Below are 16959 nucleotides of genomic sequence, written 5' to 3'. Positions count from 1 at the left end.
CGAGAAGATAAAACTATCATGATGAAGACTGCTCAAGAAGTACGTGCCGGCAATGTGATCATGGTCGATAACGAGCCAATGGTTGTTCAGAAAGCTGAATTCAACAAATCAGGCCGTAACGCCGCCGTGGTTAAAATGAAATTAAAAGGTCTGCTGTCTGGTCAGGGCACAGAGACAGTGTACCGCGCGGACGACAAGTTCGAGCAGGTAATGCTGGATACCAAAGAAGTAACATACTCTTACTTCGCTGACCCAATGTACGTATTCATGGATGCTGAGTACAACCAGTACGAAATCGAAGCAGAAAACATGACTGACGCACTGAAATATCTGGTCCCGGAAATGGGCTGTTCAGTGGTGTTCTACGGTGAGCGCGCTATCTCTGTTGACCTGCCAACTATCGTGGTACGTGAAGTGACTTACACTGAGCCAGCGGCTCGTGGTGATACTTCAGGTAAAGTGATGAAAATCGCCAAAATCGAAACTGGTTTTGAACTGCAAGTGCCAGCTTTCGTGGAGATCGGTGACAAAATCGAAATCGACACCCGCACTGACGAATACCGCAGCCGCGCCAAGTAATTGGTGTTCTGCAAAAAAACCGCCGTTTGGCGGTTTTTTTTTGCCTGTAACAGGCTGTACCTGAGCAAAAACTGCATTTGGCAGCCGAGTCTGCTGCGATAGTGTTATGGCGAATGCGGATTTAGTAAGGCGTTCACAGTCAGATCCTTGCTGCGTTGTTTGATTTGACTGAGCAACAACAAAGCGCAGCCATAGGCATCTTCCAGCGCGTTATGCGCGCGGATTTGCGGCAATCCATGTCGTTTCAGGCAATAATTCAGACTCAACTCGTTGTTTTTGACCACAGAACCTTGCCGCTGCAATCGTTGCTGCTCCAGTGCCAGCGTGTCGACAAAGCGCAATTGCGGGCTTTGTGAATAATGTCGCAAAAAAGCTTGCTGAAAAAACCGGCTTTCTATCGCGCTGTGATGACACACCAGTACCCGGCCGGCTGCGGCCTGCATAAATTCAGTCAGCAGCTCCGCTTCGGTCAATCCCGAAGCCAAATCAGCCTGATGCAAACCATGGATCACCGCACTTTGGCCTAATATGACATCTTCAGCCGGACGCACAGTACAATAAAAACTAGCGTTTAACTTAAGTTGCAGCTGGTCAACACAGACCCAGCCGGCACTGACCATATGGTGTTGCCTGGCGTCGAGGCCTGACGTTTCCACATCCAGCACCAGAAAATTCGCCTGTAGCGCCTGCAGCTGGCCGGATACGGGCTGCATGTCTGCAAACGCATGTTGTGGCGCTTTGCCCGCCAAACGCCGGAGCCAGTGTTGCCATTTCATCGCTAAAGCTCCCGGCAGTATCGCTGCGCCACAATTTGCTGATGCTGACTAATTACCGCAAAGGCATCTTTCAGTTGATGGCGCTGTAACACATTAAGCTCGGCCGGGTCCTGCAGATTACTGAAACTGCCGCCTTGCTGTAATGCAGCATATTGCAGTTGCCAGCGCAGCTGGTGCAGCAGTTCAAAAGCCGCGATCAGGTCACGCGCCTGGCTGTCCGTCAGCACCTGGTGACTGACCAGCGCCGAGAGCCGCGCCGGTGTGCTGACTGCGTTAACACCATGTGCCAGCGCATGCACCCGCACCAAATCATGAATAAGGGCAATCCCGCGTTTTTTTAAATCCAGACCGCGCCGCTTGGCGCCGTCTTGTTCCAGAATAAAGTGTTTAAAAAAGCCCAGCGGCGGTTGATGCGACAGGGCATTTTTCGCCAGCTGCCAGATAAACAGCTGTTGATGACTGGCGCTCAGAATGTCCGACTGTAATGCACTAAAAAGCGCCTGACTGCCGGCGACGACGCGGGCATCAAAATAGATACTGCTGTCGAGCAGCGCCTGTGGCGTTGGGGTCTGGATCATGCCTGCAAAACGCGCCGACCACCCAGCCAGACTCAGGCGTAATTTTTCGTTGGTTGCCATCACATGGCCCGGACATAACATCTGGCCGGAACTCGCCAGGCCATCGCAGACAAAACGGGCGAGGGCACTGAAATATCGTGCGATCTCGCCAACCGGTTCTTTTTCCAGCAGCAATGCATTGTCCTGATCGGCACTTAACAGCATATCCTGACGCGCCTGCGAGCCAAAACACAACCAGCTGAAAGCGCAGGGAGCCGGGCCTAAATGTTGCTGTGCCAGCTTCAGCCAGCTTTGCGCCAGCGCATCGTACAAAGTACTTAAAATCTGACTGATTTCGGTGGACGGCAATTGTTGCTGGCCGAGCTGGCGCGTCAGCTCAAGGATTTTGTTGGAACAATCACTTAAGCCAGTGCTGTCGTGCTGGCGATGAATGTGACTGATCAGAAACAGCGGGTGTTCCTGGGTACTGCGTACCAGATCGCTGGTGGTCAGCACGCCACAGACCACACCGGCCTTCTCCACGGGTAGGTGGTGGATATTATGCTGACTCATCAGCTGCAGCGCTTCAAAGGCAAATGCGTCAGCGTGGATCCGATAGGGGTTGCGTGTCATCACCTCAGCAACCGGGGTTAACGCCGATTTCCCCTCAGCCAGTACTTTACTGCGCAGGTCGCGGTCGGTCAGGATGCCGCTGAGCTGTTGCGCATCCATCACCAGCAATGAAGAGATACGTTGCTGGGTCATCAATTGTGCTGCTTGTTGGATAGTAGCCTGACTTTGGATACTGATGACTTTCGGCGCGCATAAATCGCCAACGCGGCGGTTGTCTGTGGCATTTTGCTGATGTAAATGCAGTGATCGGCCAAGCAGACGTTGGAAATACAAGGCGAAGTTTTTGAATTGTTGCTGATACTGCACAAACACTGGCTGTGGGACCAAGTACACCAGACCGTCTTCCTGGCAATGCAGTTGCTCGTTTTGGTCCTGTTGCGTCAATAACTGCCGGTAACCCCAGCAATCACCGCTTTGCAGCGGGTAAAGCTGTTGCTGTTGTTGCATCAAAAATAAGCCGGTCCGCACCAGCACCAACTGATTGGCAAATGGCAGTTGTTCAGCCTGGACGGCGTAATAAATCGTGATCTGCTGGCTTAAGGCGGTGAGATCAGCCGCCGGTAAATCGGCAAAAGGGGGAACCTGCGTTAAAAACTGCACTACTTCCTGAATCTGCATCACAAGCTCCTGCATAAAAAAGGTCAGCGCCGGGACGCTGACCTGTATTTCGGGATCATACCGCCATCGTCAGCTTAGTGCGTTGATGCAGCACCAGCCCCTTTCGGGAAACGGATAGACTCGACGATATCCTGTACTTCCGCTGGCACTTCTTTGGTCACTTTGCTCACTGCAAAAGCGACGATAAAGTTCACCAGCATACCCACGGTACCGATACCCTCAGGCGAGATCCCCAGGAACCAGTTGGCTGGTACGTTGGCAGCCATTGGCGTGATGAAAATGCCTTTGAAGTACACAATGTAGCCAATGGTGAATACCATACCTGCTAACATACCGGCGACTGCCCCTTCTTTGTTCATTTTCTTGTAGAAAATGCCAAGGATAATCGCCGGGAAGAAGCTGGCTGCGGCCAGACCAAAGGCGAAGGCGACCACTTCTGCCACAAAGCCTGGTGGGTTAATACCGAGGTAGCCGGCGACCATGATGGCAACCGCTGCCGCGCCGCGGGCATAACGCAATTCCATTTTATCGGAGATGTTCGGCATCAGGTTTCGCTTCAGTAAGTCATGCGAAATTGACGTCGAGATCACCAGTAACAAACCCGCCGCAGTGGATAATGCTGCTGCGATAGCGCCGGCAGCGACCAGTGCAATCACCCAGTTTGGTAACTGTGCGATTTCCGGATTAGCCAATACCATGATGTCGCGGTCAATAGTCATTTCATTGCGCGCATCGCCTGAGTAAAACATCCGGCCGTCACCGTTTTTGTCTTCATGTTTGATTAAACCGGTTTTTTCCCAGTTTTTCACCCACTGCGGTGCTTCGCTGACCAGCGTGCCCTGATGATCAGGACCATTTAAAGTATTGATCATGTTGTAGCGGGCGAAGGCGCCAATTGATGGTGCTGTGGTGTACAGGATCATGATGAAAATCAGTGCCCAGCCTGCAGAGATGCGTGCATCTTTGACGCGTGGTACTGTGAAGAAACGTACAATGACGTGCGGCAGACCAGCAGTACCCACCATCAATGCGGCAGTGATGGCAAACACGTCCATCATTGACTTGGTGCCGTCGGTATACAGTGCAAAACCGAGTTCAGTAGACAACCCATCAAGTTTGTCGAGCAGATAAGTGTCAGTCCCTTCAATAGTGCTGCCAAAACCAAATTGTGGAATTGGATTGCCGGTGATCATCAGAGAGATAAAGATTGCTGGCACCAGATAGGCAAAAATTAACACGCAGTATTGTGCGACCTGGGTGTAAGTGATGCCTTTCATGCCGCCTAATACCGCGTAGAAGAACACCACGGCCATACCAACCACGACGCCGGTTTCAATATCCACTTCAAGGAAGCGGCTGAATACGACGCCTACACCACGCATTTGCCCTGCAACGTAAACGAAAGAGACCAGAATGGCGCAGACTACGGCCACAGTACGGGCGGTTTGTGAGTAATAGCGGTCACCGATGAAATCCGGCACGGTAAATTTACCGAATTTACGCAGGTAGGGGGCGAGGCACAGTGCCAACAGCACATATCCACCGGTCCAGCCCATCAGGTAGACAGAACCATCGTAGCCCATAAAAGAAATCAAACCAGCCATCGAAATAAATGACGCAGCAGACATCCAGTCAGCTGCAGTTGCCATACCGTTGGCCAATGGGGAAACGCCACCACCGGCGACATAGAATTCGTGGGTAGAGCCTGCGCGGGCCCAGACTGCAATACCGATGTACAGCAGAAAGGTCGCACCGACGATGATATAAGTGAGTGTCTGTAAATCCATGGCGCGCCCCTTACTCTTCGTGGACGTTATATTTCTGGTCTAACTGATTCATCTTCACCACGTAGACGAAAATCAGCAGCACAAAAACGTAGATTGAACCTTGTTGCGCAAACCAGAAACCGAGCTTAAAGCCGAAAAACTGGACTGCGTTCAGCACGTCGACAAATAAAATGCCGGCCCCAAATGAAACTGCGAACCAAATCGCCAGCAGTTTCAGCATCAGACTGACATTTTCGCGCCAATAGGCACTGGCTTGTTCAGAGCTTTGAAACGCCATAACGTCTCTCCTCGTTGTGTTTTGTTTATTGTTATAACCTGTTGTGAGCTGGCAACTGCCGCTCTTCACACAATAGCCGGTGCTGGCAAAACGCCTAGCCCGACTTTAGTCGAAGCTGTTGACGCCGCTGGTTTTTTGCTTTGGCTCAGCATTGACAGCGCCGTTAAATTCCCCAAGACTGGCGCATCGACTCCGCGCAGCGTCATCGCAATGCTGCGAGCTAACTTATTGAATTAAAATGAGGTATTGGCGGTGACTGCTGGCTGGATCATTCTGATGGCAATTGCCTACATCGGTGGGCTCTTTGCAATTGCAAACTGGGCAGACAGGCCGCGGCATGACCCACTACTACAAAAGTATGGGGGGGCGATTTATAGCCTGGCGTTGGCAGTGTATTGCACCTCCTGGACCTATTATGGTGCCGTTGGGTCAGCCGTCAGTTCCGGCTGGGATTATTTGCCGATTTATCTCGGACCTGTGTTGCTGTATCTGTTTGGTCATCGCTTGCTGCGCAAACTATTGTTTGTCGCGAAAAAACATAACGTCACGTCGCTGACCGATTTTATCAGCGCCCGCTATGGCAAACGTCAGGCCATTGCGGCGCTTACCGCATTATTGTGTCTGGTTGTGGTGGTGCCTTATATCGCACTGCAACTCAAAGCAGTGACCAACTCCTATCAGGTACTGGCTGGAATACCAGCTGCGGGCAGCACCACCGTCTGGCAGGATTCTGCGCTGTGGAGCGCGGTGACTATGGCGATTTTTGCTATTCTGTTCGGCACCCGCAAATTGCACCTGACTGAGCAAAATCGCGGTGTGATGGCGGCCATTGCCTTTGAATCTGTGGTGAAACTTGGTGCATTGTTGATGCTGGCGGGAGCTGTAGTGTATTGGGTGGTGCCTGAGCCGGCAAACCTGTTACAGCAATTTCAGCAACACAGCGACGCCCAGGCTGCCGCTCAGTTCAGCCTGACTAGTTTTCTGACTAAAACTCTGCTGGCGGTCACTGCGGTCTTTTTATTACCGCGACAGTTTCATGTCACTTTTGTTGAAAACACCGACCCTGCGCACCTGCATCAGGCGCGGCGCTGGTTTGTCTGGTATTTGCTGTTAGTGACTCTTGTCGTGGTGCCGGTTGCCATCGCGGGTATACAACTATTTCCACAACAATTAGCACATGCTGACAGTTTTGTACTGTTAATTCCGGCCAGTCAGGGTTGGGATTTATTAAGCGCTTTGGTATTTATTGGTGGTTTCTCAGCCGCAACCTCGATGATTGTTATCGCCACGCTGGCGCTTGGCACCATGATCAGTAACGACGTGGTGATGCCGGCTTTATTGCGTCGGCAGCAGCTACACCGGCAACAACGAGACTACAGCGTGTTGATCCTGCGGGTGCGACGGCTGATGATTTTGTTGGTGATGGCATTGTCCTGGGGTTATTACCGCTGGTTTGCCCGCAATTACGAACTGGCTGAAACCGGTCTTTTGGCTTTTGCACTGATCATTCAGCTGGCACCGGCGGTGATCGGTGGGCTGTACTGGAAACGCGGCCACGCCTGGGGCGTCTATGCCGGCGTCTCGGTCGGTTTTGTGCTGTGGTTTTATTGTCTGATGCTGCCTCAGCTGGTCAGCGCCGGTGTGATGTCGGCAATAGTGCTGGAGCAAGGCGCTTTTGGTCTTGGCTGGTTAAAACCGACGGCCTTGTTTGGCCTGGATCTTGACGCTTTAAGTCATGGTGTGTTCTGGTCTTTGGGACTCAATACGCTTGCATATGTGCTGATGTCATTGCTGCACAAGGCGGATTTAAACGATCGTTTGCAGGCTGTGGCTTTTGTCAAACCCAATCTGCCGTTGCCGGATGATGGCAAAACCTTGTTAAGGCGCAATTTAGTCACCTCAGCCGATATTCTGACCTTGCTCGAGCGATTTGTCGGCGCCCACCGGGTGCGTGAATCGCTGGATGAATTTGAACAGCGCCATGGTTACCGGCCATCGACGGACGATGTGCTACAGGTACAGTTACTGCGCCATGTCGAGCGTGAACTGGCTGGTGTGATTGGCTCATCGAGCGCAGCAGCCATGGTCAAAGCCGTGCTGGAAGGCCGCTCCTTTGCCTTCGAAGATGTCGTGACCATGTTTGACGACACGCGTGAAGCCATTCAGTTTTCCCGCAAGATTTTGTTCTCGACGCTGGAGAACTTAAGCCAGGGCGTTAGTGTGGTCGACCGCGATTTACAGCTGGTTGCCTGGAATAAAAAATATCTGGAGATGTTTGATTATCCGGCCGGTATGATTCGGGTTGGCCGTGCTGTGGCGGACATAGTGCGTTTTAACGCCGAACGCGGTTTGTGTGGGCCAGGCGCTGCCGATGAGCACGTGGCAAAGCGGATCAGCCATTTGCAAAATGGCACCGCTCACGTGTTTCAGCGTGTCCGGCCGGATGGCTCAGTCATCGAAATTCGCGGCAATCCGATTCCGGGCGGTGGTTTTGTTACCAGTTTTACCGACATCACCGAGCATGTGAGAGCGGTACAGGCTTTAGCGGCGGCGAAGGAACATTTGGAACAGCGCGTGTCTGAACGTACAGCACAAATCAGCCAGATGAACAGCGAATTACTGGCGGAGGTGGAACTACGCCGCACTACAGAACAACAGTTGCTGCATGCCAAAGCCGAGGCCGAGGCGGCCAACGCATCAAAAACGCGCTTTTTAGCACTGGCGAGCCATGACATTCTGCAGCCGCTCAATGCCGCCCGCTTGTTCGCTGCGGCGCTGGACGATCAGCAGTTAAACAGTAAAGGCCGGCAAATGTTGGGGCAGCTGGATAATTCGCTGAAAGCCACCGAAGAGCTGATGGCGACCTTGCTGGATATTGCCCGGCTTGATGAAGGCAAGCTGGAGTTTCCGGTCAGCTCCGTCGATTTACGCGCGATGTTGCTGCAACTTGCGGATGAAAGTCAGTTGCTGGTGGCGCAAAAACAGCTGCAGTTACACGTTCGAGCCGGGCATTTTCAGGTCAGCAGTCATCCGACTTATTTGCGCCGCATCATCCAGAATATCCTCAGCAATGCTATTAAATATACTCAGTCCGGCAAAGTGCTGATGGGCTGTCGCCGTCGTGGTGATCTGGTCTGGATTGAGGTGTGGGACACCGGGCCGGGCCTTGCCGAGCAAGACCTGCAGCAGATTTTCACCGACTTTTACCGGGTGCAGGCCACAGCGCGGGGACAGCAAGGCGTCGGGCTTGGGTTAGGCGTGGTGCAACGGATGGCTCGCAGTCTGGGGCATCCGCTGGAGGTGCATTCGGTGCCGGGTAAAGGCAGTTGTTTCCGCCTGGCGGTGCCGGTTATTGCCGAAGCTGCGCCACAGCAGGTGTCGGGTACTGACGTTCAGGTGCCTCCCACGCAGGCGGTGGCAGGCGCAGTCAATATTTTGTGTATCGATGATGATAACTCCAATCTTGCCGCATTGCAGCAGCTGTTAACGCAGTGGCAGCTCGGCAATGTCGCGTGCCTCGATGATGCCGAAAAAGTACTACATCTGCAGCAACCGGTAGATATTGTCATAGCGGATTATCAGTTGGGCCAGCCACCGGATGGCTTACAGCTGTTTGTTGAGTTAAAACAGCGCTGGCCGGAACTGCGCGGCATTCTGGTTTCTGCGGCGCCTGATCCGGGCTTGCCGGAGCGCGCCAAATCGGCCGGGATGTTGTTTTTACCCAAGCCTATCAAAGCGGCGGCCTTGCGCGCTGCACTGAATTCACTGAAACTGCAGGGCCGCGGAAGCTGAAATCACTTCCATCTGTACTGACAAGGAGAACTGCATGCGGGCAGAACTGGAACGCCGATTTTTTTTGTGGATGTTAGTTGCTGTTACTTTGTTGTTTGGCTGGGTGTTAGAGCCGTTTTGGGGCGCGGTGTTCTGGGCTTGCGCGCTCAGTGTGATTTTTTATCCGTTGCAGCAATGGTTATTAGCACATCTGTCACCTCGGCGCGGGCGTATGGCACTTTTGACTTTATGCTGTTCGGTGCTGGTTGTGGTGTTACCGCTGCTGGCGATTGGCGCGTCCTTTGCGCAGGAAGGCATCAATTTTTATTCACGGTTACAAAGCGGGGAAGTGGACCCGGCTAAAATGATCGATGCAATCAAATCAGCCTTTCCGGCCGCAGTGTCAACCATGCAGGATTTTGGCATCGACACCGACAATTTGCGGATAAAGCTGACCGAATTTGCTATGGGCACCAGTAAAGTACTGGCCGGTGAGATGCTGGCGATAGGCCAGAATGCCGCTGGTTTGTTCCTTAATATTGCGCTGATGTTATATCTGGCGTTTTTCCTGCTGCGTGATGGCCCGAAACTGCTGCATTTACTGGTAGAAGCCTTGCCGCTTGGCGATGAGCGTGAACATCTGCTGCTGGCCAAATTTGCCGAAGTGACCCGCGCCACTGTCAAAGGCAATCTGGTGGTTGCTGTGGTGCAGGGCACTTTGGGCGGCATTATTTTTTTCCTGCTCGACATTCCCGCACCGATTTTGTGGGGCGTGGTGATGACCTTCCTGAGCCTGTTGCCAGCCGTTGGTGCTGCGCTGGTCTGGTTACCGGTTTCCTTGTATCTGTATGCGACTGGTCAGTGGGTGCCGGCGACTGTGCTTATCGCCTACGGCGCGCTGGTCATTGGCCTCGCTGATAACATCCTGCGGCCATTATTAGTCGGCCGCGATACCAAGTTGCCGGACTATGTGGTGTTGTTCTCGACACTCGGTGGTATCAGTCTGTTTGGTATTAATGGTTTTGTGTTAGGGCCGCTGGTCGCGGCACTATTTATGGTGTTCTGGCAGATTTTTATGACCGAGTTTGGTCACAATCCAGAGACCTAATCCCATAGTTGAGCTGTGAGCCCGAAGTCGGGCTCGCTAGCTAAACTACGCCGGCATTGCTCATTGCTTTTGCCATATATTTTTAAACCTTTCGCTGCCCAAATCCAAAAATTCTCTGACTATACTCAGCGGTAATCATATCTCACGATCAAGCGCAAGGACCAATGCAGTGGGAAATCTTGAGCAATTAGAGCACTTTGTAAATATTGGCCTGGCTTTGGCCAGACAAACTGATCGGACTGTTTTACTGGAACAGATCCTGCAGAGTGCGCAGCATATCAGTCAGGCCGACGGTGGGACAATTTACCGGCTGACCAGCGACAACCATCTCGAATTTGCCACTTTATTTAACCGCAGTCTTGGTCTGCATCAGGGGGGCACATCCGGCCTGCAGCCGGCGCAACATTCGATCCCACTCTATAAAGACGGTCAACCGAATGACAGTGCAGTGGTGGCCGTTGCCGCTTTGCAGAAGCAGCCAATTATCATCGACGATGTTTACTTCAGCCCGCTGGTGAATCAGGAGCGGGCCCGCCAATTTGATCAGCAACATGGTTATCGCACACAATCCATGCTGACGGTGCCGTTGCTTGACCATCAGGGGGATGTCACTGGGGTGCTGCAATTAGTGAATTGCCTCGACAGCTCAGGGAAAGTTCAGCCATTCTCTGCCCAAACACAGCGTCTGGTCATAGCGCTATCGTCGATGGCCGCCATGGTGCTGACCAATAAGCAGTTAGTGCATGATTTAGAGGAATTGTTCGGCGCTTTAAGTCGGTTATTAGCCAAAGCAATTGACGAAAAATCGCCTTACACCGGTGGTCACTGTAAAAGAGTACCGGCTATCACTATGCTGCTGGCTCAAGCCTGTAGTGAAACAACAGAAGGACCGCTGGCCGATTTCTCGATGAATGAAGCTGACGTGCACGAACTGTCTGTCGCGGCCTGGTTGCATGATTGCGGTAAAATTGCGACCCCAGAATACATCATGGACAAAGCGACTAAACTGCATGGCCTGCACGACAATATCGCGCTGGTTGAGGCTCGCTTTGAAATTGCCCGGCGCGATATTCTGCTGGACCAGAGTCTTGATCAGACCAGCCGGGAAGATTTGCTGGACCAGCTGCGGGTCGATTTGAAATTCCTGCAAGCCAGTAATATCGGCGGGGAATTTATGTCATGGGAGTTGCAAAAGCGCGTGCGCGATATTGCTGCGCGCTACCACATTGTGATTGCCGGCGTCGAACAATCGGTTTTAACGCCAGCCGAAGTCAGCAATTTGTGTGTGGAACGCGGCACCCTAAACCCGGAGGAGCGCCGGGTGATCAACCGCCACATCGATATCACCATCGAAATGCTTGAATCATTGCCATTCCCGAAACATCTGCGCAATGTGCCGGAATATGCCGGCGGTCATCACGAGAAAATGGATGGCACCGGTTATCCGCGAGGATTGAAAAAAGAGCAAATGTCTGTACAGGCACGAATTATGGCAATTGCCGATATTTTTGAAGCTTTAACTGCGTCGGATCGGCCTTATAAAAAAGCCAAGACGCTGTCAGAATCGTTGCGGATTTTAGGGTTTATGGCCAAAGAGCAGCACATCGATGCCGATTTATTCCGTATTTTTGTCGAGAAAAAGGTATATCTGGAATTTGCCCGGCAATTTTTGTCAGCCGAGCAAATTGATGAGGTCGACCATAGCAGCTTGCCGGGCTTACATTAACTCGGTTGCCTCGCTAAATCACGGTCAACCGGCGCTTCGAGTTGCAGGCGTTGCGCCTGGATCACCACCTGCGTGCGGTTGGTGACGCCGAGTTTACGGAAAATAGCGGTCATATGGGCTTTGACTGTCGCTTCAGAGATATGTAAATCGTAAGCGATTTGTTTATTGAGCCAGCCCTCGGTTAGGTAATACAACACTTTGTATTGTTGTTGGGTCAGTTGCGCGATGCGTGCCGCGAGGTCTAAGTCTTCATGTTGCTGCGGGTTCGTCCGCAACAGGTGCTGATATTTTTCAGGCAACCAAATCTCGCCAGCCATCACAGCGTGCAAGGCATTGGCAATTTCTGTCGGATGCGCTGATTTTGGCACATAAGCGGAGGCACCAAAATTCATCACGCGACGGATCACGTCCTGATCATCACTGGCTGAGATCACGACAATCGGCATGGTCGGGAAAGTTTTGCGCAGCTGGATTAAGCCCAGAAAACCGCAATTGCCTGGCATGTGCAAATCCAGTAACAGCAAGTCAGCATCAGGATGCTGTTCCAGCGCTTGTACTGTCGCATCAAAACAGTCGGTTTCAACCGTTGCTGTCGTGGCAAAAATATTGCTGATAGCACTGATGAGGGCATTGCGAAACAGAGGATGATCGTCTGCGACTATAAGTTTTGCCATGGCTGATCTCCGGGTAAAATTTTATCAACACAGCACAGCTTAATCATCCGTCACTGATCTGTCTATGGAAGAAAGACCATAAGCCTTTGATAGACTTATGGTCTTTTATCGACTTATTTATTCAGGCGGTTATTGATCAGATGCTCAACGACTGACGGATCTGCCAGTGTTGAGATATCGCCCAAAGAGTCGTGCTCGTTGGCGGCAATTTTGCGCAAGATACGCCGCATAATTTTGCCGGAGCGGGTTTTTGGTAAACCCGGTGCCCACTGAATTAAATCCGGTGAAGCGATTGGTGAAATCTCACGGCGTACCCAATCACGCACCGCTTTGGTCAGTTCATCACTGGGCTCGACACCAACACGTGGCGCGATAAACACATAAATACCCTGACCTTTCAGGTCATGCGGATAACCAACTACAGCAGCTTCAGCAATCGCTTCGTGCGCAACCAGACAACTTTCGATTTCTGCTGTGCCTAAACGGTGGCCAGAGACGTTTAATACGTCATCGACGCGGCCGGTCAGCCAGTAATAACCATCTTCATCACGCTTGGCACCGTCACCGGTAAAATACATGCCTTTATATGTGGAGAAGTAGGTCTGCTCAAACCGCTCATGGTCACCATAGACCGAGCGCATCTGACCCGGCCAGCTGTCGAGCAGTACCAGGTTACCTTCACAGGTGCCGTCAAGTAAGTTGCCTTCGTTGTCAACGATAGCGGGCTGGACGCCAAAAAACGGCCGGGTGGCAGAACCTGGTTTTAAAGCAGTCGCGCCAGGTAATGGCGTGATCAGAATGCCACCGGTTTCTGTTTGCCACCAGGTGTCGACGACAGGGCAACGGCCTTTACCGACATTGTCATGGTACCAGTGCCAGGCTTCCGGATTAATCGGTTCGCCAACGCTGCCAAGTACTTTTAGTGAGGTTAATGCGCTGCCTTCGACCGGTGCGGTACCATGTGCCATCAGCGCACGAATAGCGGTCGGTGCGGTGTAGAGAATGTTGACCTGATATTTATCCACAATCTGCGCAATTCGCTTGACGCTCGGATAAGTCGGCACCCCTTCAAACATCACGCTGGTCGCGCCGTTGGCGAGCGGACCATACACTATATATGTGTGACCGGTAACCCAGCCGACGTCAGCGGCACACCAATAGACGTCGCCCGGGTGATAATCAAACACATATTGATGCGTCATCGATGCCCAGACCATGTAACCGCCAGTGGTGTGTAATACACCTTTTGGTTTACCGGTAGAGCCTGAGGTGTAAAGGATAAACAGCGGGTCTTCCGCATTCATTACTTCCGGCTCGCAGTGTTTTGGCTGGGCGGCCAATAATTCGTGATACCAGATATCACGGCCCGGATGTTCGTCAATGTTCTGGCCAACCTGTTTGACCACAATGACATGCTTTACCGGGTTGGCTTTGCCCAAATGCGCTAATGCCTGATCTGTGTTGTCTTTGAGTGCGGTTAGCCGCGCACCGCGCAGAGCCTGGTCAGCAGTGATAACCAACTTAGAATCACAATCGACAATGCGGCTGCCCAGCGCATCCGGAGAGAATCCGGCGAAAACAACGGAATGAATAGCACCAATCCGCGCACAGGCTAACAAAGCCACGGCGGCCTGCGGGATCATCGGCAGATAAACAGTGACCCGGTCGCCTTTACCGACACCTAAAGCACGCATACCGTTGGCCAGCTGACAAACCTCGTCATACAGTTCCTGATAAGTGACTGCTTTTTGCACGCCGGGCTCATCACCTTCCCAATAATAGGCCACTTGATTGGCTTTTTCCGGCAGATGCCGATCCAGGCAGTTGTAGCTGGCGTTCAGGGTCCCGTCACTGAACCAGTTCACATGCACATCACCGAGCGCAAAGCTGGTGTCTTTAACCTGAGTGAAAGGCTTAAACCAATCAATCCGTTTGCCGTGTTCTGCCCAAAATGCCGTAGGGTTGTCCAGCGATGCCTGGTACATTTGTAAGTATGTATCGTTGTCCACCCAGGTCCGTTCCTGTGCTGCTGGCGGGACTGGATATACAGATTGATGTGTCATGGTTCGTCTTCCCCGTATGGCGTTTTCCGCCTGATGTTCTCTGATAATGCAGTTCTACCGAAAGCGCCCTTGAGGGCAAATTAGACATTAGTCTAGACCAGGGCCCAGCTACGACTAATGGCTAATTGAGCAAATGGTCGCCGTCTACCAGATTTGCAATGGCAATAAAACCACAACAGATCAACAGACAAGGTAGCGGAGTACAACTATGCAACAAATTCTGCCCACACAAGGTCACACCAGCCGGCTTTTTATAACGCGCACTGCCATGGCGGTCGCATTATGTATGGCGGCATACAGTCAAAGCGCAGTCGCCGGCTTCAAAGTCGGAGACACTACAGAAATTAATATTGGTGGTTACGTCAAACTGGATGCCATGCTGACTGATACATCCGATGGTCAAATCGCCACTGGCATCGGCCGTGAATTCTATGTGCCGAGCCTGACGCCGGTTGGCGGTACTGGCGAATCCGCGACATGGGACATGCATGCGCGCCAGTCACGTTTTTTTATCAGCAGCGACACCATGCTGGAAAACGGCAAAAAGGTCAGCGGTCGTTTTGAGTTTGACATGATGGCAACCACTGGCACCGGCGACCAGCGGGTCAGTAACGGTTATTCGCCTGAGATCCGTCACGCTTTTATCAGCTACGATGGTTGGCTGTTTGGTCAGACCTGGACCACCTTTATGGATACCAACGCCCTGCCGGATAGTCTGGACTTCGTAGGCACCACAGATGGTACTGTGTTCGTGCGTCAGGCGCAGGTGCGATACACCATGGGCGGTTGGCAATTCGCGGTCGAAAACCCGGAGACCACTGTGACACCGAATGGCGGTGGTACCCGGGTGGTAACGGACGACAATTCAATGCCGGATTTGGTTGTGCGATACAATCATACGGCAGATTGGGGCGGATTGACAGTGTCTGCGTTAAGTCGGCAACTATCGATGCAACAAGGACTGATTGACGATTCGGTACAAGGGTATGGTTTGTCTTTCAGCGGCAAGATTAATGTCTCGAAAACCGATGATATCCGCTTCGCCGTGACTTATGGCGATGGTCTGGGACGTTACCTTAGCTTGAATACCGGCAATGATGCCGTTTTGACAAAAGCCGGGTCTTTAGAAGCTATCAGCAGTGTCGGCTATACATTAGCTTACAAGCATTCGTGGAATGACAAGCTGCGTTCCAGCTTCTTTTATTCTGCACAGCAAATTGATAATCCAACTGACCTGACGGGTATGGCGCAAACCGAAAGTACAGAGAGCTACAGCGCTAACCTGATTTATCAGCTGGCCAGTAAAATCTCAGTCGGGGTCGAAGTACGGCACGCAACGCGGGTACTTGAATCGGATTTAGATGGTGACCTGAACCGGATCCAGTTCTCAGCGAAATACGATTTCTAAAGCAAGGCTGAAACAAACAGATCTATTTAAAGCGTGTCGCCGTACAGATCGCTGTGATTCACAGGAGGTCTGTATGGCGCATCGTTTAGAACACCTAAACTTTCAAGACGTAGTGATAGATAAACTAACAGTTCATTCGTTTGAGATGGGGCTTTATCTGGCAGAAGTCGACTTTGATGGCCGTAATGGTTACATCATTGGCGACAATAACAGACCCCGGCCTTTTTACAGTGTCAGTCAGGTCAGACAGGAACTGGCGGCTGCTACTATTAAAGAGGCGTATCTGGTGCATGCCTCTGCTTACGATGAAATGATCGGGCAAGGCGAGAAGACTGACAACAGATTGATAGTCCCGATTTAAGCGTTTTTGCTGTTCGCTGCAACTCGATTAGCAGAAATAACAAGCGGATCGTTTGAAAAGTCGTCGAACGATCCGCTTTTCGCTGTTTTTCTGCTTCCAACACTTGCGTAAGTTTCGTGACGGCCTATAATGCGCGCCATGCCGACGGGGTGAAGCGAAACGCGAAACGCCGGGTGAGTTTGAAAAGTGAAAAATAGTCGATAAAAAGACGCTTGACACGAATTGAAAACTGACTAAAATGGCCGCCTCGCAGTGAGGTTGGGGTGAAAGCCTCGAAATTGCAAGCAAGGCAAGTGAGTAGGTTGAGCAGAGTAGTTTATTTAAATAGTAAATTTCTCTGCTTGACTTAAAATCTGGGAAGTGTAAGATACGCCTCCCGCTTCGAATTCGAAGCACGCTCTTTAACAATTAGCAATCAATCATCTGTGTGGGCACTCGTTGGAGATGATTCGCGTAATACGAATAAATCTTCAGTTGAGTGACTATATAGTCAATTTATTTAGTCAGTAAACTGAGCAAAACTTTTAATTGAAGAGTTTGATCATGGCTCAGATTGAACGCTGGCGGCAGGCCTAACACATGCAAGTCGAGCGGGGTTTTCGGACCTAGCGGCGGACGGGT

Annotated in this window: 12 protein-coding genes and 1 rRNA gene; 7 read left to right on the top strand and 6 right to left on the bottom strand. The window is 51.7% G+C overall.

Annotation, left to right across the window (positions count from 1 at the left end; all coding sequences use genetic code 11):
- The first annotated feature begins 18 nt into the window (after positions 1 to 18).
- The gene (gene efp / locus Q399_RS0117135; protein WP_479691992.1) at positions 19 to 579 is read left to right on the top strand and encodes an elongation factor P; all 561 of its coding nucleotides are present in this window, start codon (positions 19 to 21) and stop codon (positions 577 to 579) included.
- Between the two features lie 104 nt (positions 580 to 683).
- Here efp and Q399_RS0117125 read toward each other — a convergent pair whose 3' ends face one another.
- The 4 genes from Q399_RS0117125 to Q399_RS0117110 all read right to left on the bottom strand — a co-directional run bounded on the left by Q399_RS0117125 (position 684) and on the right by Q399_RS0117110 (position 5227).
- Positions 684 to 1355: a 3'-5' exonuclease gene (locus tag Q399_RS0117125; RefSeq protein ID WP_051686140.1), complete on the bottom strand. Its 672-nt coding sequence runs from the start codon at positions 1353 to 1355 to the stop codon at positions 684 to 686.
- A 2-nt stretch (positions 1356 to 1357) separates the two neighbouring features.
- Positions 1358 to 3163: a putative nucleotidyltransferase substrate binding domain-containing protein gene (locus Q399_RS0117120; protein WP_031570657.1), complete on the bottom strand. Its 1806-nt coding sequence runs from the start codon at positions 3161 to 3163 to the stop codon at positions 1358 to 1360.
- 74 nt (positions 3164 to 3237) lie between these two features.
- On the bottom strand, positions 3238 to 4950 hold the full coding sequence (locus Q399_RS0117115) for a sodium:solute symporter family protein (RefSeq protein WP_031570655.1): 1713 nt from the start codon (positions 4948 to 4950) through the stop codon (positions 3238 to 3240).
- 10 nt (positions 4951 to 4960) lie between these two features.
- Positions 4961 to 5227, bottom strand: a complete 267-nt coding sequence (locus Q399_RS0117110; RefSeq protein ID WP_031570653.1) for a DUF4212 domain-containing protein — start codon at positions 5225 to 5227, stop codon at positions 4961 to 4963.
- Between the two features lie 276 nt (positions 5228 to 5503).
- Between Q399_RS0117110 and Q399_RS0117100 the strand changes: the two genes are divergently transcribed.
- The 3 genes from Q399_RS0117100 to Q399_RS0117090 all read left to right on the top strand — a co-directional run bounded on the left by Q399_RS0117100 (position 5504) and on the right by Q399_RS0117090 (position 11832).
- The gene (locus tag Q399_RS0117100) at positions 5504 to 9019 is read left to right on the top strand and encodes a PAS domain-containing hybrid sensor histidine kinase/response regulator (RefSeq protein ID WP_211253398.1); all 3516 of its coding nucleotides are present in this window, start codon (positions 5504 to 5506) and stop codon (positions 9017 to 9019) included.
- A gap of 34 nt (positions 9020 to 9053) precedes the next feature.
- Positions 9054 to 10106, top strand: coding sequence for an AI-2E family transporter (locus tag Q399_RS0117095; RefSeq protein ID WP_031570649.1), 1053 nt, complete (start codon positions 9054 to 9056; stop codon positions 10104 to 10106).
- 169 nt (positions 10107 to 10275) lie between these two features.
- Positions 10276 to 11832, top strand: a complete 1557-nt coding sequence (locus Q399_RS0117090) for an HD-GYP domain-containing protein (protein ID WP_031570647.1) — start codon at positions 10276 to 10278, stop codon at positions 11830 to 11832.
- On the opposite strand, the gene Q399_RS0117085 is transcribed toward Q399_RS0117090, so the two are convergent.
- Positions 11829 to 12506, bottom strand: coding sequence for a LuxR C-terminal-related transcriptional regulator (locus Q399_RS0117085; protein WP_031570645.1), 678 nt, complete (start codon positions 12504 to 12506; stop codon positions 11829 to 11831). The genes Q399_RS0117090 and Q399_RS0117085 overlap by 4 nt on opposite strands.
- Before the next feature lie 113 nt (positions 12507 to 12619).
- Entirely contained in the window at positions 12620 to 14569 is a 1950-nt protein-coding gene (gene acs / locus Q399_RS0117080) for an acetate--CoA ligase (protein WP_031570643.1), read from the bottom strand.
- A gap of 208 nt (positions 14570 to 14777) precedes the next feature.
- On the opposite strand from acs, the gene Q399_RS0117075 reads away from it, so the two are divergent.
- The 3 genes from Q399_RS0117075 to Q399_RS0117065 form a co-directional block, all read left to right on the top strand.
- Positions 14778 to 15977: a DcaP family trimeric outer membrane transporter gene (locus Q399_RS0117075; protein ID WP_245612917.1), complete on the top strand. Its 1200-nt coding sequence runs from the start codon at positions 14778 to 14780 to the stop codon at positions 15975 to 15977.
- A gap of 73 nt (positions 15978 to 16050) precedes the next feature.
- On the top strand, positions 16051 to 16338 hold the full coding sequence (locus Q399_RS0117070; protein ID WP_031570639.1) for a DUF6482 family protein: 288 nt from the start codon (positions 16051 to 16053) through the stop codon (positions 16336 to 16338).
- A gap of 525 nt (positions 16339 to 16863) precedes the next feature.
- A 16S ribosomal RNA gene (locus tag Q399_RS0117065) occupies positions 16864 to 16959 on the top strand; the annotation flags it as partial.

Source organism: Rheinheimera texasensis DSM 17496 (assembly GCF_000711985.1).
GTDB lineage: Bacteria > Pseudomonadota > Gammaproteobacteria > Enterobacterales > Alteromonadaceae > Pararheinheimera > Pararheinheimera texasensis.
Note: the sequence above shows the minus strand (reverse complement) of the source record. Positions and strands in the feature narration are given on the sequence as shown.